The following is a 22,330-nucleotide window of genomic DNA, read 5'->3' as shown; positions in this document are numbered from 1 at the left end:
GCATGTTCGATCTCTCAGGCATGACCGCGCTGGTCACCGGCGCCTCCGGCGGGATCGGCTCCGCCATCGCGCGCGGCCTCGCCGCGCAGGGCGCCCGCCTCGCGCTGTCGGGTTCGAACCCCGACAAGCTGGAGCGCTTCCGCGACGAGCTCGGCGGTGATCATGTCGCGCTCGCCTGCAACCTGTCCGACGCGGCCGCGGTCGACGCGCTGGTGCCGCGCGCGGTCGAGGCACTCGGCAAGCTCGACGTGCTCGTCAACAACGCCGGTGTCACGCGCGACAATCTCGCGATGCGGATGAAGGACGACGAGTGGGACCAGGTCATCCGGGTCAACCTCGAGGCCGCCTTCCGCCTGATCCGCGCCGCCGCCAAGCCGATGATGAAGGCGCGCTTCGGCCGCGTCGTGTCGATCACCTCGGTGGTGGGGCAGACGGGCAACCCGGGCCAGGCCAATTACGCCGCCTCCAAGGCCGGGCTGGTCGGCATGTCCAAGGCGCTGGCGCAGGAGCTCGCCAGCCGCAATATCACCGTCAACTGCGTCGCGCCGGGCTTCATCCGCTCCGCCATGACCGAGGTGCTGCCCGAGGCGCAGAAGAGCGCGCTGCTCGGCCGCATCCCCGCGGGCGATCTCGGCAGCGGCGAGGACATCGCCGCCGCGGTGGTGTATCTGGCGTCGCGCGAGGCCGGCTACGTCACCGGCCAGACGCTGCACGTCAACGGCGGCATGGCGATGGTCTGAGCCACCGGGACGGCAAACGCGGAGGCGAGGGGGGGGTCGCGAGCCATTCGCACCCTTGCCACGGGAGCGAGCCCGTTCTACCTGCGTTCAGCAATTCGAAACCTACCCCCCAATTGAAAGAGGGAAAGCTATGAGCGAGACCGCCGACCGCGTGAAGAAGATCGTCGTCGAGCATCTCGGCGTCGAGGCCGACAAGGTCACCGAGGACGCCAGCTTCATCGACGATCTGGGCGCGGACAGCCTCGACATCGTCGAGCTGGTGATGGCGTTCGAGGAAGAGTTCGGCGTCGAGATCCCCGACGATGCGGCCGAGAAGATCTCGACCGTGAAGGACGCGATCACCTATATCGACGAGCACAAGGGCTGAGGAACGGGGGGAGACCTCCCGCTCTAGCGAGCTGATCTGAGCGGCTCTCCGTCCTCGGCTAGGGGGTGGGGAGCCGTTTCGTTTGGAAGGACCGGCGGCGCGACGCGTGGCGCAGTGCCGGGGAAGAAGGAACGTCTATGCGCCGTGTCGTCGTCACCGGTCTCGGCCTCGTCACCCCGCTCGGGGCCGACGTGGAGACCTGCTGGGCCAATCTGATCGCGGGCAAGTCGGGCGCCGGCCCGATCACGCGCTTCGACGCGTCGGACCAGAAGTGCACGATCGCGTGCGAGGTGAAGCCGGCGGAGCATCCCTGGGGCTTCGATCCCGACAAAAGGGTCGATCACAAGATCCAGCGCCAGGTCGATCCGTTCATCGTCTACGGCATCGACGCGGCGGGGCAGGCGCTGGAGGACGCCGGTCTCACCGAGATGAGCGAGGCCGAGCGGTTCCGCGCCGGCTGTTCGATCGGCTCGGGCATCGGCGGTCTGCCGGGCATCGAGAGCGAGTCGCTGGTGCTGGCCGAGAAGGGACCGAAGCGGGTCAGCCCGCATTTTGTCCACGGCCGCCTCATCAACCTGATCTCGGGTCAGGTCTCGATCAAATACGGGCTGATGGGGCCCAATCACGCGGTCGTCACCGCCTGCTCGACCGGCGCGCACTCGATCGGTGACGCCGCGCGGATGATCGCGCTGGACGACGCCGACGTGATGCTCGCGGGCGGGTCGGAGAGCACGGTGTGCCCGATCGGCATCGCCGGCTTCGCCGCGGCGCGCGCGCTCAACACCAGCTTCAACGACCGGCCCGAGCAGGCCAGCCGCCCCTATGATCGCGACCGCGACGGCTTCGTCATGGGCGAGGGCGCGGGCGTGGTCGTGCTCGAGGAATATGAGCGGGCCAAGGCGCGCGGCGCCAAGATCTACGCCGAGGTGGTCGGTTACGGCTTGTCGGGCGACGCCTTCCACGTCACCGCGCCGGAGCCGGAAGGGTCGGGCGCGTATCGCGCGATGGAGATGGCGATGCGCAAGTCGGGCCTCGCGCTGTCGGACATCGATTACATCAACGCGCACGGCACCTCGACGATGGCGGACATGATCGAGCTGGGCGCGGTAAAGCGGCTCTTCGGAGACGCGATCGGTGGCCTGTCGATGAGCTCGACCAAGTCGGCGATCGGGCACCTGCTCGGCGGCGCCGGCGCGGTGGAGAGCATCTTCTGCATCCTGGCGATGCGCGACCAGATCGTGCCGCCGACGCTCAACCTCGACAATCCGTCCGAAGGCGCCGAGGGGGTCGACCTCGTGCCGCATGTCGCGCGCCGGCGCGAGGTGCGCGCGGTGCTCAACAACAGCTTCGGCTTCGGCGGCACCAATGCCTCGCTGGTGATGAAGACGATCTGAGGCCGCTGGATCATGCGCCGGCTCGGCTGCCTGGGACTGATCGTCGCGCTGCTGCTGTTCGGCGCGGGCGTGTGGATCGCGCAGGGATGGAAGGGCGCCGGTCCGCTGCGGCGTGACGCCACCGTGACCGTCGCCGAGGGCAGCTCGCTGGCGGGCGCCGCCACCGCGCTCGAGCGGGCGGGGGTGATCGCCTCGGCGCACCGCTTCCGCCTGCAGGCGCGGCTGTTCGGCAGCGCGACGCCGATCCGCGCGGGCGAATATGCGATCCCCGCGCGGGCCAGCGCGTCGCAGGTGCTGGCGCTGCTCCAGAGCGGCAAGGTGGTCCAGCGGCTGGTGGTAATCCCCGAGGGCCTGCCCGCGGTGATGGTGCGCGACGTGCTGCTGCGCGCCGACGCGCTCAGCGGCGACGTCGCGGTACCGGCGGAGGGCTCGGTGCTGCCCGATGGCTATTCGTTCGAGCGCGGCGAGCCGCGCGCCGCGGTGCTGGCGCGGATGCAGCGCGCGATGCGCGACTATCTCGCCACGGCCTGGGCGCGGCGCAAGCCGACGGCGGCGGTGACGACGCCGCAGCAGGCGTTGGTGTTGGCCTCGATCGTCGAGAAGGAGACCGGCAAGCCCGCGGAGCGGCGCATGGTGGCGTCGGTCTATGCCAACCGGCTGCGGCTCGGCATGCCGCTCCAGGCCGATCCGACCGTGATCTATCCCATCACCAAGGGTCGACCGCTCGGCCGCCGCATCCGCCAGAGCGAGCTCCGCGCCAAGAACGGTTACAACACCTATGCTTCGACCGGACTGCCGGTCGGGCCGATCGCCAACCCGGGGCGGCTGTCGATCGACGCGGTGCTCGATCCGGCGCCGTCGCGCGCGTTGTATTTCGTGGCGGACGGCAGCGGCGGGCACGTCTTCGCCGACACGCTCGAGCAGCACAACGCCAACGTGAAGCGCTGGTTCGCGATCCGGCGCGCGCGCGGGGAGATGTGAGGGCGGAGGTGCCACACTGGACGGGTTCAGGTTAAGCGACGGCCTTGTGGAGCGGCCGCTCCCGTCTTCTCCACCCTCGTCATGCCCGCGCAGGCGGGGATCCAGACACGCGAACGTCTCGCTTCTAGCCGCAAGCTCTGCGTAGCTGGATTCCTGCCTTCGCAGGAATAATGGGGGAGGCGCAACGATCGTATGCCGGCCGCGCCCAGTGACGATTCCGACTCACACCGCCGCCGGGAGCACCCCGTGCCGAGCGGCATAAGCGGCGAACAGCTTCGGCCACACCGATCCCGGCGCGCTGTCGGGCAGACGCGTGCCGAAGCCGTGCCCGCCCTGGTCGAAGGCGTGCAACTCGGCGGGCCGCTTCGCCGCCAGCAGCGCCCGGTACAGCACCAGGCTGTTCTCGATCGGCACCGTGTTGTCGTCGCTCGCATGGACGAGGAAGACGGGCGGCGTGTCCGCGGTGACGCGGCGCTCGACCGACGCGTCGCGGCGCAGCGCGTCGCTCGACGGCGTGCCCAGCAGGTTGTCGCGCGAACCCTCGTGCGTGAACGTCTCCGCCAAGGTGACCACCGGGTAGATCAGCCCGGCGAGATCGGGCCGCGCCGGCTGCTCGTCGGCGGTGTCGACCGGAGCGTAGACCGGCTCGGCGTGACGCGTGGCGAGGCTGCCGGCGAGATGCCCGCCCGCGGAGAACCCCAGCACCGCGACTTGCTTGGGATCGACCCCGAACTCGCCCGCGCGCGCGCGGATCACGCGCACCGCGCGCTGCGCGTCCTGCAGCGGTACCAGCGCGCGGTTGCCCCAGCCCTCTGCGGGCAGCCGGTACGAGAGGATGAAGCAGGTGACGCCCAGCTTGTTGAGCCAGCGCGCCTGCTCCTCGCCCTCATTGTCCCACGCGATAAAGCCATAGCCGCCGCCGGGGATCAGCAGCACCGCGGCGCCGTTGGCGCGCGCGGGACGTCGCACCGTCAACCCCGGCCGCGCCACGCCGGTGACCCAGCGATCGTTGAAGCCCGCGTCCTTCGATCGTTGCTCGATCTTGGGCGTTGGCAACGTCGCGGGCGCGCCGGGCGCGGCGTCGGGCCAGAGCAGGATCGTCGCGCCCGGAATATCGTCCGGCGCGGCCGCCGCGGCGGCGGCGAGGGGCGCGGCGAGCGGCGCGGCGGTGAGCGCGGCGACCACGGCGCGGCGGCTGGGCAGGTTCCGAGGCAGGTCCATCGTCATGCGCCCGGACATACCGCACCCGCGGGGTCGGTGGCGAGCCGGATATCGGAGATCGCGACCGTGAACGGCGCGGCCGCGGTCAGTGCCATCGGCGTATCGACCGAGTCCATGGTCGCGCCCGCGGCGCGAAAGCATTTCAGCGGGACGCGCAGCACGTGCCAGCCGCCGCCCGAGTCGAGCGCACGCGCGACATCGACCTTGCCGGCGCCCAGCGCCAGCGACACCGGCCCGGTCGCGGCGCGGTCGATGCGGTAGCTGACCTGGAGATTGAGGTCGGCGTTGGTCTCGCGCACGAGCGACAGCGCCGGGCCGGTGATCCGCGCGCTGCCTGGGCCGCGCCAGCTCAGCTGCACGGCACCTTCTTGCGCGGTCGCGCTGTCCACCGCGGTACGCGTTACCGTCGGATCGAGCGCGAGCTGGAACGGTGCCGGTACGCGACCGCGCGCGAAGAACAGGCTGGTGTTGGCGAGGCTGGCGTCGACCCCCGCCTCCTCGCTCAGCGTCGGTACGCTGCCGCGGCTGGCATAGCTCAGCCCGTAGCTGAACGCGAACAAGGGGTCGTAGCCCGGCGCGCCCTTGTTGAGCGTGAACTGGCCGGCGTTCTTGGGCCAGCTGAAGGAGAGCTTGCCGGTGAAGTCGCGCTTGCCGCCGACCAGCACGTCGGCGACGCCCTCGCCCTCCGAACCCGGGAACCAGGCCGCCACGAAGGCGTCCGACTGGTTGAGCTCGGGGTTCACCCACAGCGGCCGGCCCGAGAGGAACACCGAGACGGTTGGCACGCCCGCCGCCTTCAGCTTCTTGAGCAGCGCGAGCGACTGTTTGTCGCCGGCCTCGAACTCCAGCGTGCGCACGTCGCCGCGCATCTCGGCATAGGGCTGCTCGCCGAAGACGACGATCGCAACGTCGGGCTTGGTGGCGAAGCTGCCGTCGCGCGACAGCGTCGCGGTGCCGCCGCCCGCCTTGGCCGCGGCGGCGATCCCGGCGTAGATCGAGGTCGCGCCGGGGAAGTCGGCGTTGGTGTTGCCGTCGCCCTGCCACGACAAGGTCCAGCCCCCGGCCTGGCGACCGATGTCGTCCGCGGCGTCGCCCACCACCAGGATGTTGGCGCTCGCCTTGACCGGCAGCACGCCGTTGTTCTTGAGCAGCACGAGGCTCTTGGCCACCGCCTCGCGCGCCACCGCGCGGTGCTCGGCCGAGCCCACCGTCGCGCCGCGCGCCTCCCACGGCCGCGTCGCGTCGAACAGGCCGAGCTTCATCTTGACGCGCAGGATGCGGCGCACCGCGTCGTCGACGCGCGCCATCGGCAGCTTGCCCGCCTTCACCGCGGCGAGCGTGGTGTCGAACATGCCCTTCCAGCTGTCCGGCGCCATCGCCATGTCGAGCCCCGCGGCGAAGGTGGCGGGGCAGTCGCTATTGGTGCAGCCCGGCACCTGGCCATGGCCGTTCCAGTCGCCGACGACGAAGCCCTCGAACCCCATGCGCCCCTTGAGCACGTCGGTCAGCAGCGAGTGGTTGCCGTGCATCTTCTGGCCGTTCCAGCTCGAGAAGCTGGCCATCACCGTCATCGCGCCGGCCTTGATCGCGGGTGGGTAGCCGGCGCCGTGCACCTTGATCAGCGTCGCCTCGTCGACCTGGGTGTCGCCCTGATCGACACCGTCCTTGGTGCCGCCGTCGCCGAGGAAATGCTTCGGGCTGGCAGCGACATGGCCGCGCTGGATGCCCTGCTGGCCGGGGACGCCCTGCAGCCCCTCGATCATCGCGCCGGCATAGGAGGCGACCACCGCGGGGTCCTCCGAATAGCCCTCATAGGCGCGGCCCCAGCGATCGTCCTGCGGCACCGCCAGGGTCGGGCCGAACGCCCAGTCGATCCCCGCCGCGGCGGTCTCCTCGGCGGTGACCGCGCCGATGCGGCGGATCAGCGCGGGATCGCGCATCGCGCCGAGCGCGCTGTTGTGCGGGAAGAGCGTCGCGCCCACCACGTTGTTGTCGCCGTGCACCGCGTCGACGCCGAACATCAGCGGGATGGCGACATGGCCGGCGCGCTGCTCCAGCGCCACCGCGTTGAACGCGCGCGAGGTGGCGACCCAGGCGGCGGCGGGCGAGCGGTCGGGGCTGCCGAGCGGCGGCGAGCTGCCGCCGGCCAGGATCGAGCCGAGCGGGTAGCGGCGCAGGTCCTCTGGCTTGATCGAGCCGATGTCGGCCTGGATCATCTGCCCAATCTTCTCCTCGAGCGTCATCTGCTTCATCAAAGCGGTGACCTTGGCCTCCGTCGCGGCGTCGACCAGGCCGATGCTCTTGGCCGCGGGCCAGCGATCCGGATGCGCCACCTGCGCGACGCCGGCACTGGCGCTGCCGGCGAGCAGCAACGCCAGCGAGAACTGCGAGAAACGCCCCATTCTTCCCCTCCCGAGACGGGTCGCCGGCCCCTGGCGGTGCGATCCCCTAGACGGCGTGAACATAGAAGCGGTGGCCTGAGAACGCTATCAGCATTTTCGTCGCGGCGACTAGGCGCGCCGGCTTTTACTGGTACGTATCGCAGCCATGAGTGGGGACATCCGCAGGATCCGCGGCACCGGATCACGCCAGACCGGGGCACCGACGATCGCCGACGTGGCGCAGCTCGCCGGCGTCTCGACCATGACGGTATCGCGCGTGATCAACGGCGAGAACAACGTCCGCGAGGCGACGCGCGCGGCGGTGCGCGAGGCGATCCAGCGGCTCGATTATGCGCCCAACCGCGCCGCGCGCAGCCTGGCGGGGGCGTCGCAGGTGCGGCTGGGCCTGCTCTACAGCAATCCCAGCGAGGCCTATCTCAGCGCCTTCCTGCTCGGCAGCCTCGACGAGGCGGGGCGCGGCGACATCCAGCTGGTGGTGCAGAAATGCGACCCCGGCGAGCATGAGGCCGAGGTCGCCGCGCGCCTGGTCGCCTCGGGTCTCGACGGCATCATCCTCCCGCCGCCTTTGTGCGACTCGCCGCTGGTGCTCGACGTGCTGCTCGGCGCGCGCGTGCCGACGGTGGTGGTGGCGACGAGCAGCTCGCCCGCGGGGATCGGCCGCGTCTCGATCGACGACCGCGCCGCGGCGCGTGCGATGACCGAACACCTTCTGGCGCTCGGGCACCAGCGCGTCGGCTTCATCACCGGCAACCCCAATCTCACTGCCAGCGAGGAGCGGCTGGCAGGCTATCGCGACGCGTTGACGGGAGCGGCGCTGCCGATCGACGAGGCGCTGATCGCGCGCGGGCTGTTCAGTTACCGCTCGGGTCTCGATGCGACCGAGGAACTGCTCGACATCGCGCAGCCGCCGAGCGCGATCTTCGCGAGCAACGACGACATGGCGGCCGCCAGCGTGGCGGTGGCGCATCGGCGCGGGCTCGACGTGCCGGGCGACCTCACCGTGGTCGGCTTCGACGACAGCACGCTGGCGACGACGATCTGGCCCGAGCTCACCACGATCCACCAGCCGATCGCGGACATGAGCCGCGCCGCGGTGCAGATGCTGACGCAGATGCTGCGCGCGCGCCGCGACGATCCATCGGCCAGTGCACCCGAGCTCGTGCTCGATCACACGTTGGTGCGACGCCAGTCGGACGCGGCGCCGCGGCGTCGACCGGGCGCGCGGGCGCGGTGAGGGGTAGCGCGGCCTGTCCTCAGGGATCATCCTGAACTCGGTTCAGGATCCACTGTCCCGCGAGCAACACCAACCATGAAGTTTGCTGCGACGCGGATCTTGGAACAACTTCAGGGTGCCGCCATGGCGACGGAAGACTGTAGCAGGCCATTGTGGTAGCGGTACCTTCCATGCCATAGCGGAATCTCGCTCAAGTGATCTGATAAATCGCGCGAAAGGGAGAAGGGGTGAGGATCCGGTCGGTTGCCATGCTCCTTGCCATGATCGCGGCGCCTCCGATGAACGTTCTCGCGGCGCCGATCCTCCCTTACGCCTGGCGCAACGTGACGGTGGGCGGCGGCGGGTTCGCGCCCGGCATCGTCTTCAGCCGCGCGGAGCGCGGGCTCGCCTATCTGCGCACCGATATGGGGGGCGCCTATCGCTGGGACGCCGCCGCCCGCCGTTGGGTGCCGCTGCAGGACGACGTCGCCGAGCCGAGCTACATGGGCGTGGAGAGCGTCGCGCCCGATCCGGTCGACGCGGACCTCGTCTATCTCGCGGTCGGGATGAGCGCACGCGGCCCCGCCGCGATCCTGCGCTCGAGCGACCGCGGTGTGCACTGGCGCACCACGCCGGTGCCGTTCGCGATGGGCGGCAACGAGGACGGGCGCGGTCTGGGCGAGCGGCTCGCGATCGACCTCAACGCGCGTGCCACGCTGTTCTTCGGCTCGCGCCACGACGGCCTGTGGCGCAGTGATGACTCAGCCGCCACGTGGCGGAAGGTGGCGAGCTTCCCGCTCGCCGGTCTGGGTCGCCCCGACCGGCCGCGGACGACGCATGGCGGACTGTCGTTCGTGCTGTTCGATCCGGCGCACCGCGGCCGCATGTTCGTCGGCAGCGCTGACCCGGGCGAGCGCCACCTGTTCCGCTCGGACGACGGCGGCGCGACGTGGCGCGCGGTCGCAGGCGGGCCGCGCGCCGCGTTGCTCCCGGTCAAGGCCGCGGTGGGCGGGGACGGCGTCGTCACGCTGAGCTACAGCGACGCGATCGGCCCCAACGGCGTCAGAGACGGCGCGGTGTGGCGCTACGATCCCGACGCCGGCTCGTGGCGCGACGTCACTCCGCCACGCGCCGCGGGTGAGGTGCCGGGCGGCTTCTTCGGCGTCGCGGTCTCGGCGCAGGACCCGCGCGTCCTCGCGGTGAGCACGGTCAACCGCTACCAGCCGGTCGACACGGTGTGGCGCTCCACCGACGCGGGCGCGCACTGGGACGAGCTGTGGCGCCGCAGCACGCGCGATGTCAGCGCCACGCCGTTCCTCGACTTCGACGGGCGGGCCAATTTCGGCCACTGGATCGCCGGGCTCGCGATCGATCCGTTCGATGCCGCGCACGCCGCCTATGTCACCGGCGCGACCGTCTACGCCACCGACGCCTTCGCGCGGACGGGGACGATGCGCTGGGCGCCGTGGACGCGCGGGATCGAGCAGACCGCGATCATCACGCTGGTGAGCCCGACCGGCGGCGCGCCGCTGGTCTCGGGCTTCGGCGACCTCGGCGGCTTCCGCCATGCCGACCTCACGCGCTCGCCCGCGCACGTCCATCGCACGCCGTTCCTCACCAACACCAACTCGCTCGACTATGCCGGCGCGGCGCCGCTGGTACTGGTCCGCAGCGGCAACACGCACAAGCCGGTGGTGCCGGACACCTCGCTCGCCTGGTCGCAGGACGGCGGCGAGCGCTGGACGCCGCTCCGCCTGCCTGCGAGCGAGACGACGCCGCGCCCGGACGGCACGCCCGCGCGCGCGCAGACGGGCGGCGCCGCGATCACCGTCTCGGCCGACGGCGCCACCTTCCTGGTGGAGAGCGACCGGCCGCTGCTGACCCGCGACCGCGGCGCGACGTGGCGCGCGGTCACGGGCCTGCCGGACGGCGCGCGCGTCACCGCGGACAAGGCCGACCCGCAGCGCTTCTACGCGGTCGACACCGAGCGCGGTCGCATCCTGTGCAGTGGCGACGGTGGTGCCAGCTTCGCGCCCGCCGCCGGGCAGGGGCTGCCGGCCGACCTGTCGGGCGCGCGCGCGGTGGGACGCGAGGCGGCCAACCCGCTGGTGGCAGTGCCGGGGCGCGCCGGGGCGTTGTGGCTGCTCGTCGCGGGCGCCCTCTATCACTCCGAGGACGTCGGCGAGCACTGGGCGCGGGCCGGCTCCACGGCGCAGATCGACCGCTACGGGCTCGGCAAGGCGGCGCCGGGCAGCGCCTGGCCGGCGCTCTACGCGATCGCGACCGTCGACGGCACGCGCGGCATCTATCGCTCGACCGACGGTGGCGCGCGGTGGGTGCAGATCAACGACGCGGCACATCGCTGGGGACTGCGGCTGCGCGTGATCAGCGGCGACCCGCGGCGCTACGGGCGCGTCTATGTCGGCACCGATGGCCGCGGCATCATGTACGGCGATCCGAAGGGGGAGGGTGAATGATCGGACGGTGGGGACGCGCCGCGATGCTCGCGGCGGCAGGGGCGGTCGCGCTGGCGGCGACGGGGGCGAGCGCGCAGGCCGCGCCGCTGCCGCGGCTGGTGAGTCAGGACGGGCGCCACGCGCTGCTGGTGGATGGCGCGCCCTTCCTGATGCTGGGCGCGCAGGTCAACAACTCGAGCAACTATGCCGCGGCCTTACCCGAGGTGTGGCCGGTGCTCGACCGCATCCACGCCAACACGATCGAGATCCCGATCGCCTGGCAGCAGGTCGAGCCGCACGAGGGGCAGTTCGACCTGTCCTTCCTCCAGACCCTGCTCGATCAGGCGCGCGCGCACGACAAGCGCGTGGTGCTGCTGTGGTTCGGCACGTGGAAGAACACCAGCCCGGGCTACACACCCGACTGGGTCAAGCTCGACAACCGCCGCTTCCCGCGGATGAAGACGCGCGACGGCAAGGATCACGGCGTGCTCACCCCGCTCTCGCAGGCGACACTGGCGGCGGACCGGCGCGCCTTCGTCAAGGTGATGGAATATCTCCGCGACAACGACCAGCAGCACACCGTCGTGATGGTCCAGCCGGAGAATGAGACGGGCAGCTATCGCAACCCGCGCGACTATGGCGCGGAAGGCAACCGCTTGTTCGCGCAGCCGATCCCGGCCGCGCTGGCGCAGCGCACCGGCAAGCGCGGCACCTGGGCGCAGGCGTTCGGCGCGCAGGCCGACCGCGCCTTCAACACCTGGTACGTCGCCTCCTATGTCAACGCCATCGCCGCGGCCGGGAAGAAGGCCAAGCCGCTGCCGATGTACGTCAACGCGGCCCTGGCGGGGCCGTCGAACGTGCCCGATCCCGACGGCGTCGCAAGCGGCGGGCCGCAGCAGGACGTGCTCGACATCTGGAAGGCGGCGGCACCCGCGATCGACTTCGCCGCGCCCGATATCTACGACCGCAAGAGCGCCAACGTCGTCCAATATCTCGACAAATACGCGCGGCCCGACAATGCGCTGATGGTGCCGGAGATCGGCAACGCGCGCGAGTTCGCGCGGTTTTTCTACGCCGCGCTGGGGCGGGGGGCGATCGGCTATGCGCCGTTCGGCATGGACGCGACCGGCTATTTCAACTTCCCGCTCGGCGCCAAGTCGCTCGACCCGGTGACGCTCGACGCCATCGCGCTGCCCTATGGGACCCTGGCGCCGATCGCGCGCGACTGGGCGCGGATCGCGGCCTCGCGCCCGACCTGGGGCGCGGCGAAGCCCGACGACGGGGCCGTCGTCTCCACCACGCTCGGCGCTTGGAAGATCGCGGCGACCTGGGGCGAGTGGCAGTTCGGCATGCGCGAGTGGACCTGGCTCAAGGCCGACCCCGCACCCTGGGCGAACGAGCCGGTCGGCGGCGTCGCCGTGGCGCAGCTCTCCGACGACGAGTTCCTGCTGGTGGGCGACCACGCGCGAGTCACCTTCTCCGCCGCGAGCGGGGAGGGGATGGTGGTGCGAGTCGAGGAGGGCGGCTTCACGGACGGCAGATGGGTCATGTCGCGCGTGTGGAACGGCGACCAGACGGACTACGGCATCAACCTGGTCGATCGCCCCCAGGTGCTGAAGGTGACGATGGGTCGCTATCGCTGAGCGATCGGCGGCGAACGTTATCTTTGCAGGGGTGAGACGAGGTTGACCTTCTCGCCCGCCGACCACTCCGCGCGCCGCGACGGGACGAGCCGAGCCGCGCCGACCTAGACGCGGCGTTGCCGGCGCATTACATACCGGCCGTTATGGAATCCACTGCCACCGCCTGTTCCGCCGTCAAGGGCCGTCCGCGCGAGTTCTGTACCGAGCAGGCGCTCGCGGCGGCGCTCGGCGTCTTCTGGACCAAGGGCTATGAGGGCGCCTCCATGGCCGACCTCACCGCGGCGATGGGGATCACCAAGCCCAGCCTCTACGCCGCCTTCGGCAACAAGGAAGCGCTGTTCCACAAGGCGCTCGACCTCTACGAGGCGGAGAAGCTCTCCTACACGCGCGAGGCGCTCAACCAGCCGACCGCGCGCGCCGTGGCGGAGCATTTCATGCGCGGCGCGATCGAGGCGCAGTGCAACAGCGGCGGCCCCAAGGGCTGCATGGGCGTGATCCACGCCACCGCCTGCGGCGACGAGCAGCGGTCGATCAAGGACGACGTGATCGCGCGGCGCGCCTCGTCGCAGAAGGCGCTGGTCGAACGGTTCGAGCAGGCACAGCAGGCCGGCGAGTTTCCCGCGCACATCACGCCGCAGGCGCTCTGCCAATATCTGTACGCGATCTTGCAGGGCATGGCGGTGCAGGCCGGCTCGGGTGCGACACGCGCCGAACTCGAGCAGGTGGTCGACACCAGCCTCGCCATGTGGCCGACCCGCTGAGCCGCTCGTAAGAAAAAACGCTACCGACCGGTACATAAAGCGTTGACGCTGTCGGCAAGGCTTTCTATACCACACAGTATAGAAACGGCGGTGACGCTCCGGCGGCACCTTCACCGGAGGGACGCCGCGATGGCACGACCGCTCACCCACGACCCAGCGACCTGATCGCCGGCGCGGTGGCGCGTCCACCGCGCGGCACCCTCGCTCTAGACTGACACGGCGCTCTCGCCCCGGTTCTCCGGCGGGTGGCGTGCGCCCCGCATACTCCGAAGGGGAGAGACGACATGGCCTTCATCGATTTCACGTCCGCCATCGGCGGTGCCGCCGCGCTCACCGCCGAGCGCCACCTCGCGTCCGACACCGTCGCACCGACCGCCGAGCCCGAGGTCACCGCCGACCGCGCCGCGCTGAGCGCGCTCGAGTGGCTGGTGGTGTCGCTCGCCCGCCGCGACCGCCTATCGTCGCTGCGCGAGCCCGGCCGCATCGCGGTGGCGATGGGCGTGCTGTTCGGCAAGCAGCCCAACCCGCGGCTGGCCGATCCCAAGCTGGAGGCGCTGCGCCGGCTCGCGGTGCATGCCTGGCACCAGGGCTTCGCGGTGCCGGTGAGCGCGGTGAAGGGTTTCCTCGCCGCGGGTTATACCAACGACCATTATGAGCTGCTGCTCGCCAGCATCAGCAGCGCGCGGCTGCGCCGGCCCGAGCGCCGCTGAGAGGGGCCCGGCGACGACGGCAGCTCGGAGCCTGGCCCATTTCGTCCGGATCGTCCGCGTGCTCCGGCGAACGCCATAGCCCAGGGTCTTTAACGTCACCGCCTGTCGCTCTGGACCTCCGCGTGCGCGGGAGCACCGGTCCGCATAGGTGCATCAGCCATCAGCGGAACCCGGCCGGTCGTCAGTGCGATGCTCCAGGTATCATCGCTCACCCTCACCGACATCCCGGCCCCTTCGACGCCGCCTGCAGCGTCGCTCAGGACATGTTTGAGCCGGGATGCATCTGCCCGCGCGCCTCAACGGGCGATCATGTACGCGGCACCATGGATTCCGGCTCATAGCCGGGATAACGGGGTTGGGAGCGCCCGTTCAGCGCGTCGTCGAGAACGGCCGCGCCGCGCGTCCTGCACCCCACGCCTTGTTGGGCCGCGCCGTCATGGTGAAGCGCAGTTCCCCGCCGGCGCGCAGTTCCTCGTCCGCGATCCAGCTGCGCATCAGCGGCTTGCCGTTGAGTGCCACCGCGCCGACGTAGCGGTTCGCGTCCGACAGGCCGTCCGCGACCACCGTGAAGCGCTTGCCGTCGGGCAGCCGCAGCGTCGCGCGCGCGACGAACGGGCGGCCGATCACATATTGGTTGCTGCCCGGCGCGACGGGGTAGAAGCCGAGCGCGGTGAACACCAGCCAGGCCGACATCTGGCCGAGATCGTCGTTCCCGCTCAAGCCCTCAGGACTCGCGTGATATTGCGTCTCGACGATCTGCTTAAGTCGCTCCTGCGTGCGCCACGGCGCGCCGGCGTACGTGTAGAGATAGGCGACGTGGTGGCTCGGCTCGTTGCCATGGATGTACTGGCCGATCAGGCCGGCGATGTCCTCGGCATGGCTGTAGTCCAGCTTGGAATTGTCATAGTCGAACATCGCGTCGAGTTTGGCGATGGCCTTGCGGTCGCCGCCCAGCAGCCGGAACAGCCCGGCCTGGTCCTGCGGCATGAACCAGCTGTACTGCCAGGCATTGCCCTCGGTGTAGTCAGAGCCGTAGTTGATCGCGGTGGGATCGAACGGCGTGCGATAGCTGCCGTCGCTCTTGCGCGCGCGGAGCCAGCCGGTCCTCACGTCGAAGCTGTTGCGCCAGTTGGTCGCGCGTAGCTCGAAACGCTGCGCCACGTCGGTGCGGCCGAGCGCGCGCGCCATCCGCCCGATCGTCCAGTCGTCATAGGCATATTCGACCGTCTTCGACGCCGCCTCGGGCTCGCGATCGATCGGCACATAGCCGAGCTTCATGTAATCGCCGAGCCCGCCGTACGGGGCATAGTCCGCGCTGGCGACCATGGCGTCGAGCGCGGCATTCGCGTCGAAGCCGCGGAAGCCCTTCAGATAGGCGTCGGCGATCACCGGCACGGCGTGATAGCCGATCATCGTCCAGGTCTCGCGCCCGGCGAACTGCCACACCGGCAGGATGCCGTGTGGGCTGTAGCGCTGGCTGTCGACCAGCGAGCGCACCACGTCGTTGGTGGTCTGCGCCGGCTGCACCAGCGTCAGCAACGGGTGCTCGGCGCGAAACGTATCCCACAGCGAGAAGGTAGAGCGGAAGGTATAGCCCTCGGCGCGATGCACCTGATCGTCGGGGCCGCGGTAGCGCCCGTCGGCGTCGCTCCACACACTCGGCGCGATTAGGCTGTGGTAGAGCGCGGTGGCAACGATCGTCCGGGTCGGCGCGGGCGCCTCGAACTCAACCGCGCCGAGCGCCGCGTCCCAGGCGGCGCGGGTGCGCGCCTGCACCGCGTCGAAGTCGCCCGATTCCGCTTCGAGGTTGGCGACGGCGCCGGCCTCGTCCACCCCCGACAGCGCGACGCGGACCTCGAGCGGGCGGTCGAGCGCGCCGAAGTCGAGCCGCGCCTCGAGCTGCTTGCCGAGCTTCTCGGCGAGCACGTCGCTGCCGCGGCCGGGGGCCTGGAAACCCTTGTAGGGGACGTCGCCGTCGCGATCGACCAAGGCGTGGCCGGTGAGCGGCGCCGAGAAGCGCATCGCGAAGAACAGCTTGCGTCCCGGCGCCCAGCCGCGCGTCTCGCGGAAGCCGGTCAGCGTGCCGTCGCCGCGCAGGTGGAGCCCCGACCACAGTACCTTGCCCGGGTAGTTGTAGAGCGAGCGGCGCAGGTCGAGCACGAGGTGCGCCGCCTTGCCCGCGGGGAAGGTATAGCGGTGCACGCCGACGCGCGTGCCGGCGGTCATCTCGGCGCGCACCTGCGGTGCCGCGAGCGTCACCGCGTAATAGCCGGGGCGCGCCACCTCGCTGGCATGGTCGAAGCGCGAGCGGTAGCCCGGCGCGGCGGGCGTGCCCGGGTCCATCGCCACCGCGTCGCCGCTGACCGGCATGACCAGCACGTCGCCGAGATCGGAATGGCCCGCGCCCGAGAAGTGCGTGTGGCTGAAGCCTTCGATCGTCGGATCGTCGTGGCGATAGCCGGCGGCGTGCGCGTAGCATTCGCGGATGACGCAGCTGGTGTCGGTGTCGGGCGACAGCTGCACCATGCCGAACGGCGCCACCGCGCCGGGGAAGGTGTGGCCCTCGCCGCCGGTGCCGATGAACGGGTCGACCGCGTTGATCGTGCGCGCCGGGGCGGTCGTGCTGGCAGGTGAGGAGGCCTGCTGCCCGAGCGCGGGAGCGCCGAGCAGCGCGAGCGCGGCGCTCCCGGCGGCAAGGCGATGGCGGAACGGGCGAGGGCGCGCGGCCCGGCTCACAGCATCGCCTCCGCCTCGATCCGCGCGGCGACGTCGGCCGCTTCCTCCAGCGCGTCGGCCGCGAGCGCGATCGCGCCGAGCGGACCGGCGCGGTCGCCGAGCGCGGGCGGGACGATATAGCCGTCCTCGGGGAGCTCCATATAGCCCGCCAAACTGGCCTCGAGCCGCGCCGCGATGCGCGGCAGCAGGTGCGGCTGCTTGACCGGCATGCCGCCCCCGATCGCGATCCGCAGCGGTCCGGTGCTGCCCACCAGCGCGTGGCACATCGCCGCGAGCACGTCGACGATGGGCTCCCACACCGGGTCGTCCGGTCCGACCGTCGCGACGTCGCGGTCGCCGAGCCGCAGCCGCAGCGCGCTGCCCGAGGCGAGCCCCTCGACGCAATCGTCGTGGTAGCGGCAGGCACTCGGCGCGTCGTCGCCGCGCGCGCGGGGGACACGGATATGGCCGATCTCGCTGTGGCCGAGCCCGCGCGTCGGCCGGCCGTGCACCACCAGCCCGACACCGACGCCCGTGCCGACGGTGACATAGGCGAAATCGTCGAGCCCGCGGCCCGCGCCCCAGCGCATCTCGGCGAGCGCCGCGCCGTTGACGTCGGTGTCGAACCCGGTCGGGAGGCCCAGCGGGGCGGCGACCGTGCCGAGCACGTCGGCGTCGCGCCATCCCGGCTTGTTCGTCGCGAGCACATGGCCGTACCGCGGCGAGGCGCGATCGAGGCATACCGGCCCGAAGGAGGCGATGCCTACCGCGGCGAGGCCGTGACGCTCGCGCCAGCCCGCCAGCACCGCGGCAAGCGCCGGCAGCGTCTCGTCGGGGGCAAGCGTCGGCAGCGTCACCTGGTCGAGCATCGCGTCGGGCGAATGCGCCAGCGTCGCGACGCATTTGGTGCCGCCCAGCTCCACCCCAGCGAGCAGCGCGCGTGCCGCCGGCCCGTCCGCCTGATATCGCATCGCCCTCTCCCCCGTCCCTTGCACCGCCGCGCGTGAAGGCCGCGCGTTGATCCTGAACAAAGGCGTTTAGAACACCAAATTGCATAATTCAAATTCGACGTGGCGGCTGTTCTTGCTTGCGGTGCTGGGCGAAAGGCGCTGGAACGGGAGCGATAACAGTTCAGGGGACGACAGGATGCGACGATCGGCGGCGGGGCGGGAGACCACGGGGCGGGCGGCGTGAGCGGGGGTGCAGCGCCGCGCCTCTCGGGCACCAACCTCGAGCGCGCCGCCGATCACAACCAACGGGTGACGCTCCACGCGATCCGAGTCGGTGGCTCGCTGACGCGGGTCGAGCTGGCGCAGATCACCGGGCTGACCGGACCCGCGATCGCCAATATCACGCGGCGACTGCTCCAGGACGGGCTGATCCAGGAGGCGGGGCAGCGCCGCGGCGGCCGCGGCCAGCCGCCGACCAAGCTCGAGGTCAAACGCGACGCCTGCTACTCGATCGGGGTCAACGTCGACCGCGATCATATCACGCTCGTGCTGGTCGATTTCGCCGGAGAGACGCTCGCCCGCCGGTCGGAGGAGGTCGATTTTGCGCTGCCCGACGACGTGCGCGCTTTCTATCGCCGCTCGATCAAGCCGATGCTGCGCGGCGCCGGGGTCGATCCGGCCAAGCTGGTCGGGCTCGGCGTCGCGGTGCCCGACGATCTTGGCTCGGTCGACCTGCCGGGCCGGCCCGCCGCCTATGACGCCTGGGAGCGGGTCGACATGGCGGCGCTGTTCGCCGAGCCGCTCGCGCTGCCGGTGTTCGTCGAGAATGACGCCGCGGCCGCGGCGACCGGCGAGATGCAGCTCGGGCGCGGGCAGCGGCTGAGCAACTTCTTCTATATCCTGATCTCCTCGGGGCTCGGCGGGGGCGTGGTGAGCGACGGCGTCTACGCGCGCGGCGCGCACGGGCGCAGCGGTGAGCTCGGCTTCATGCTCGCGCCGGGCGAGGGCGGCACGCGCGAGCAGGTGCAGAAGCTGGTGTCGCGCTCCGGGCTGCAGGAGCATCTCGCGCGCGACGGCGTCGCCATCGCCGCCGCGCTCGCGCCCGACGCGAGCGACGCCGCGAGCGCCAGCGTCGACGCCTGGCTCGACCGCGCGGCGCGGCAGCTGTGCACCCCGCTCGACGCGATCAGCTGCCTGATCGACCCCGCCGCGGTGTTGATCGGGGGCCGGTTGCCGGCGGCGCTGGTCGAGTCGCTCGCCGAGCGGGTCAACGCGCTGCTCGGCGAGATCACCGACGCGCCTGCGGTGGCGCCGGTCGAGCGCGCCGCCTTGTCCGAGGACGCGCCCGCGGTCGGCGCGGCCATCCTGCCGTTCAGCCACTTCCTCCTGCCCAAGCCCGGCGCGCTGTGGAAGGCGGTGGAATAAGGCCACCTCGGCTTTAAAGTACCTCTTCGCAAAGGTTTGCGCGAACGTTCTCAATCCTTCCATTTGACAATTTGCTTTTGCTATTGTCTGATTAACCTCGTGATCGCCGCTCGGTATGAGGGGTGCGGCGCGCCGCTGGCGCGCTCGCGGCGGTCCGGTCGAGGGACGCGGCGGGGCAACGAATCCCACCGCGAAGAGGAGGGATGGACTAATGCGAGGTTTCACTGCCCAAACCCCGTCGCGCGCGCCGCTGCGTCGTCGGATGCCGCTGCTGCTGGCAGGGGTGAGTCTGGCCGCGGGGATCGTCGGCAGCGCGCAGGCGCAGCAGACCAGCCCATCGACCGCCGCCGGCGCGCAGGCCGAGCAGGCCGACAAGGCACCCGACCAGACGACCGTCCCGGCGCCGTCGAGCAACACCGGCGAGGTCTCCGCGCCCGCCGCGAACAGCACGCTCGACAGCCCCGGCCAGCTCCAGGCCGACGCCGCCGACTCCGCCGCTGACTCGGGTGCCGCGGGCGGCGGCGACATCGTCGTCACCGGCTATCGCCGCTCGATCGAGCAGAGCCTCAGCCGCAAGCGCGAGGCCAACGCCTTCGTCGACGTGATCACCGCCGAGGACGTCGGCAAGTTCCCCGACAAGAACGTCGCCGACTCGCTCCAGCGCGTCCCCGGCGTGATCATCGAGCGCGACGGCGGTGAGGGCAGCCGCGTCAGCATCCGCGGCCTTGGCAGCGACCTGACGTTGACCGAGCTCAACGGCAATTTTATTGCCGGCACCGACACCGGCGATCCCTCGCGCTCGTTCAACTATCTGCTGCTGCCGTCGACGCTGATCGGGAGCGTCGAGGTGTTCAAATCGTCCGAGGCGCGGCTCGACGAGGGCGGCGTCGGCGGCGTCATCATCAACCACACGCGCGTCCCCTTCGACCTCGAGCCCTGGTCGGGCAGCGTCTCGGCCGAGGGCACCTACGCCGACGTCAGCAAGAAGACCGAGCCGAACGTCTCCGGTCTGCTGTCGTGGCACAATGAGGGCAAGACGCTCGGCTTCCTCGTCGGCGCGACCTATCAGGAGCGCACCAACCGCACGCTGAGCGCCAATGCCGACAGCTGGCATTGGTGGACCAACGATCGCACCGCCAAGCCTGCGGTCGACGTCAACGGCAACCCGTTCGGCAACGACGCCGCGATCGACTATTGGAACGACGGCGTGAACGGCGGGCAGAAGACGCTCGGCGGCACGGTGTTCGACGGTTACTGGGCGCCGCAATCGGTCAGCGAGACGATCGAGGAGCAGAAGCGCAAACGCCTCGGCATCCAGGCGACTATGCAGGCCAAGCCGTTCGACAATCTGGAGATCACCGCCAACTACTTCCGCTTCCAGCTCGACGGCGATTACACCCGCAACGTCATCAAGATCCCGGAGTGGGGTTACGGTAACTTCTTCACCGGCGGCACGCTCGACAAGAGCGGGACGATCCTGACCGGTGCGACCTTCCAGGTGCCGCCCGAGGGGACCTTGTGCCGCGCCAACACCAATCCCTGCACGATGGAGACCCCGGCGCCGCAGAACTATCTGGCGCGCGAGAAGAGCGTGTCGAACACCTATGACGTCCACGCCAAGTGGAACCTCGATCACCTCAACGTCGATGTCGTGTTCGGCAAGACGCGGTCGACCGGCGGCCCCTCGTTCCAATTCTATGCCCAGGCCAAGCCGCGCAACGGCACCGTCAACGGCAACAGCCTGAGCGCCTGGAACTTCACCGATCAGTCGATCGCGATGAACTTCTCGCCTGACATTCTCCAGAACATGCTCAACGGCGTGGCGCAGATCGATCTCGGCTCGACGGGCTCGGGCTTCACCAACAACTCGATCTCGCAGCGCTATGCCCAGGCCGACGTGACGCGCAGCTTCGACTCGCCGTTCCTCGCCTCGATCCAGGCGGGCGTGAAGTGGCGCGACGGTCGCGTCCACCGCGAGACCGGTCGCTTCGAATGGTACTCGGACGCCGCCAACACGCTGCGCTTCCAGGACACGCCGGGCGGCGCGCTGGCGTTGCCGGAAGTCTTCTACCCCAATTCGCTCGGCAACATCGCCGGCGGGTTCGAGACGAGCGCCTTCCCGGCGATCAACATCGGCAACTACATCGATTACCTCAACGGCAAGTACAACGGCCCGGTGCGCGTGCCCGAGCCGCAGAACCTCTACGATATCGAGGAGAAGATCTGGGCGGGCTACGCTCAGGCCAACTTCAAGACGGAAACGGTGCGCGGCAACATCGGCCTGCGCGTCGTGAATACCAAGCAGAGCGGTGTGTCGAGCGATACGCTGACCTATGAGAACGACTATTGCGTGAACGGGCCGGGCGGTCAGTTCGATCCGAACAAGCCCTTCGGTGAGGACGGCAACTGCCTGGTGATCCCGGAGGCGCAGCGTCAGCAGCGCGTCTTCACCCAGAATGCGGAGAGCAAGAGCTACACCGACTTCCTGCCGAGCTTCAACATCTCGTGGGAGGTGATTCCCAACCTGCTGCTGCGCGCCGCAGCGTCGAAGGTGATGAGCCGCCCGGGATACAACGACTTGGGCGCGGCGCGCTCGCTCACCTTCAACTCGGACCCCTTCACGTTCGATCGTGCCGAGTTCGGCGCGCTGCCCGGATGGTTTGGCAACGGCGGCAACTTCAACCTCAAGCCCTTCCGGGCGTGGCAGTATGACGCGGGCGCGGAATGGTATTTCCATCCCGGTTCGGTTCTCGGCTTCACCCTGTTCCGCAAGGACGTGCAGGATTTCGTCGTGCCCGTCGTCATCGACCTGCCGCAGGAGGTCGCCGGCGAGACGGTGACGGTGCAGCAATATTCGACCCAGGCGAACGGCTCCAGCGCGGTGTCGCAGGGCGTCGAGGTCTATGCCCAGCACACGCTGGACTTCGGCCTCGGTGCGCAGGTGAACTTTACCTACAACGACACGTCGACGGCCGACATCTCGCTCAACGGTACCGACCTGGGCACGTCGCCGCTGGTCAACAGCGCCAAGACGCAGCTCAACGCCTCGGTCTTCTACGAGCACGGCCCGGTGCTGCTGCGCGCGTCGTACAATCGTCGCGGCGAGGTGGTGCGCGGGCTCCTGTCGGGGATCAATTACTACGACGATCCCTATGAGCAGGTCGATCTGAACGCGGCATTCGACGTGATACAGAACGTCCAGATCACCGCCTCGATCATCAACCTCACCAAGTCGGAGCAGCGCCAGCATCTCGGCAACGACACCAAGGACCGCTTCGTCTCGAACACCTACGCCGGCCGCCGTTTCTATCTCGGCGCCGCCTTCAAGTTCTGATCATCGATACGTCTCAGG

15 protein-coding genes are annotated in these 22,330 nt (G+C 70.2%); 11 read left to right on the top strand and 4 right to left on the bottom strand.

Annotated features, from left to right (window positions below):
• Positions 1–2 precede the first annotated feature (2 nt).
• From fabG to mltG, 4 genes are all read left to right on the top strand, one after another.
• Positions 3–740, top strand: a complete 738-nt coding sequence (gene fabG, locus FHY03_RS18745; RefSeq protein WP_183932039.1) for a 3-oxoacyl-[acyl-carrier-protein] reductase — start codon at positions 3–5, stop codon at positions 738–740.
• 130 nt (positions 741–870) lie between these two features.
• Positions 871–1,107, top strand: a complete 237-nt coding sequence (locus FHY03_RS18740; protein WP_028056834.1) for an acyl carrier protein — start codon at positions 871–873, stop codon at positions 1,105–1,107.
• A 137-nt stretch (positions 1,108–1,244) separates the two neighbouring features.
• A complete protein-coding gene (gene fabF, locus FHY03_RS18735) occupies positions 1,245–2,501 on the top strand; it encodes a beta-ketoacyl-ACP synthase II (RefSeq protein WP_183932038.1) in 1,257 nt (418 codons plus the stop codon).
• 12 nt (positions 2,502–2,513) lie between these two features.
• Entirely contained in the window at positions 2,514–3,482 is a 969-nt protein-coding gene (gene mltG / locus FHY03_RS18730) for an endolytic transglycosylase MltG (protein ID WP_183932037.1), read from the top strand.
• Positions 3,483–3,704: 222 nt separating this feature from the next.
• Here mltG and FHY03_RS18725 read toward each other — a convergent pair whose 3' ends face one another.
• Both FHY03_RS18725 and FHY03_RS18720 read right to left on the bottom strand, forming a co-directional pair.
• Entirely contained in the window at positions 3,705–4,709 is a 1,005-nt protein-coding gene (locus tag FHY03_RS18725; protein WP_260159426.1) for an alpha/beta hydrolase, read from the bottom strand.
• A complete protein-coding gene (locus tag FHY03_RS18720; protein WP_183932036.1) occupies positions 4,706–7,105 on the bottom strand; it encodes a glycoside hydrolase family 3 protein in 2,400 nt (799 codons plus the stop codon). The genes FHY03_RS18725 and FHY03_RS18720 overlap by 4 nt, the downstream gene beginning before the upstream one ends.
• 145 nt (positions 7,106–7,250) lie before the next feature.
• Here FHY03_RS18720 and FHY03_RS18715 point away from each other — a divergent pair, with 145 nt between their 5' ends.
• From FHY03_RS18715 to FHY03_RS18695, 5 genes are all read left to right on the top strand, one after another.
• Positions 7,251–8,339 (top strand): LacI family DNA-binding transcriptional regulator, encoded by a 1,089-nt coding sequence (locus FHY03_RS18715; RefSeq protein ID WP_183920279.1) that lies wholly within the window; start codon positions 7,251–7,253, stop codon positions 8,337–8,339.
• Positions 8,340–8,617: 278 nt separating this feature from the next.
• Positions 8,618–10,795 carry a hypothetical protein gene (locus tag FHY03_RS18710; RefSeq protein WP_260159424.1) on the top strand — a complete coding sequence of 726 codons (2,178 nt, stop codon included), beginning with the start codon at positions 8,618–8,620 and terminating at the stop codon, positions 10,793–10,795.
• A complete protein-coding gene (locus tag FHY03_RS18705; protein ID WP_409314221.1) occupies positions 10,792–12,417 on the top strand; it encodes a DUF5597 domain-containing protein in 1,626 nt (541 codons plus the stop codon). Before FHY03_RS18710 ends, FHY03_RS18705 begins: the two co-directional genes overlap by 4 nt.
• Positions 12,418–12,560: 143 nt before the next feature.
• Positions 12,561–13,178 (top strand): TetR/AcrR family transcriptional regulator, encoded by a 618-nt coding sequence (locus FHY03_RS18700; RefSeq protein WP_183920281.1) that lies wholly within the window; start codon positions 12,561–12,563, stop codon positions 13,176–13,178.
• A gap of 284 nt (positions 13,179–13,462) precedes the next feature.
• A complete protein-coding gene (locus FHY03_RS18695; RefSeq protein WP_183920282.1) occupies positions 13,463–13,888 on the top strand; it encodes a hypothetical protein in 426 nt (141 codons plus the stop codon).
• Between the two features lie 369 nt (positions 13,889–14,257).
• Here the strand turns inward: FHY03_RS18695 and FHY03_RS18690 are convergent, their stop codons facing one another.
• Both FHY03_RS18690 and FHY03_RS18685 read right to left on the bottom strand, forming a co-directional pair.
• Positions 14,258–16,624, bottom strand: coding sequence for a GH92 family glycosyl hydrolase (locus tag FHY03_RS18690; RefSeq protein WP_409314219.1), 2,367 nt, complete (start codon positions 16,622–16,624; stop codon positions 14,258–14,260).
• On the bottom strand, positions 16,621–17,574 hold the full coding sequence (locus FHY03_RS18685; protein WP_183932035.1) for an ROK family protein: 954 nt from the start codon (positions 17,572–17,574) through the stop codon (positions 16,621–16,623). Before FHY03_RS18685 ends, FHY03_RS18690 begins: the two co-directional genes overlap by 4 nt.
• Positions 17,575–17,793: 219 nt before the next feature.
• Here FHY03_RS18685 and FHY03_RS18680 point away from each other — a divergent pair, with 219 nt between their 5' ends.
• The gene (locus FHY03_RS18680) at positions 17,794–18,978 is read left to right on the top strand and encodes an ROK family transcriptional regulator (RefSeq protein WP_183932034.1); all 1,185 of its coding nucleotides are present in this window, start codon (positions 17,794–17,796) and stop codon (positions 18,976–18,978) included.
• A 211-nt stretch (positions 18,979–19,189) separates the two neighbouring features.
• Positions 19,190–22,312 carry a TonB-dependent receptor gene (locus tag FHY03_RS18675; protein ID WP_183920288.1) on the top strand — a complete coding sequence of 1,041 codons (3,123 nt, stop codon included), beginning with the start codon at positions 19,190–19,192 and terminating at the stop codon, positions 22,310–22,312.
• Positions 22,313–22,330 lie beyond the last annotated feature (18 nt).

It is taken from the genome of Sphingomonas sp. BK345 (assembly GCF_014193845.1).
In the GTDB taxonomy this organism is placed as follows: domain Bacteria; phylum Pseudomonadota; class Alphaproteobacteria; order Sphingomonadales; family Sphingomonadaceae; genus Sphingomonas.
The sequence above is the reverse complement of the archived record's forward strand: the minus strand, read 5'-3'. Positions and strand labels throughout refer to the sequence as shown.

Coding starts and splice junctions, on each gene's coding strand:
- mltG (WP_183932037.1), top strand. CDS start 2,514: ATGCGCCGGCTCGGCTGCCTGGGACTGATCGTCGCGCTGCTGCTGTTC.
- fabG (WP_183932039.1), top strand. CDS start 3: ATGTTCGATCTCTCAGGCATGACCGCGCTGGTCACCGGCGCCTCCGGC.
- FHY03_RS18705 (WP_409314221.1), top strand. CDS start 10,792: ATGATCGGACGGTGGGGACGCGCCGCGATGCTCGCGGCGGCAGGGGCG.
- FHY03_RS18740 (WP_028056834.1), top strand. CDS start 871: ATGAGCGAGACCGCCGACCGCGTGAAGAAGATCGTCGTCGAGCATCTC.
- FHY03_RS18685 (WP_183932035.1), bottom strand. CDS start 17,574: ATGCGATATCAGGCGGACGGGCCGGCGGCACGCGCGCTGCTCGCTGGG.
- FHY03_RS18695 (WP_183920282.1), top strand. CDS start 13,463: ATGGCCTTCATCGATTTCACGTCCGCCATCGGCGGTGCCGCCGCGCTC.
- FHY03_RS18675 (WP_183920288.1), top strand. CDS start 19,190: ATGCGAGGTTTCACTGCCCAAACCCCGTCGCGCGCGCCGCTGCGTCGT.
- FHY03_RS18710 (WP_260159424.1), top strand. CDS start 8,618: ATGAACGTTCTCGCGGCGCCGATCCTCCCTTACGCCTGGCGCAACGTG.
- FHY03_RS18700 (WP_183920281.1), top strand. CDS start 12,561: ATGGAATCCACTGCCACCGCCTGTTCCGCCGTCAAGGGCCGTCCGCGC.
- FHY03_RS18715 (WP_183920279.1), top strand. CDS start 7,251: ATGAGTGGGGACATCCGCAGGATCCGCGGCACCGGATCACGCCAGACC.
- FHY03_RS18725 (WP_260159426.1), bottom strand. CDS start 4,709: ATGACGATGGACCTGCCTCGGAACCTGCCCAGCCGCCGCGCCGTGGTC.
- fabF (WP_183932038.1), top strand. CDS start 1,245: ATGCGCCGTGTCGTCGTCACCGGTCTCGGCCTCGTCACCCCGCTCGGG.
- FHY03_RS18720 (WP_183932036.1), bottom strand. CDS start 7,105: ATGGGGCGTTTCTCGCAGTTCTCGCTGGCGTTGCTGCTCGCCGGCAGC.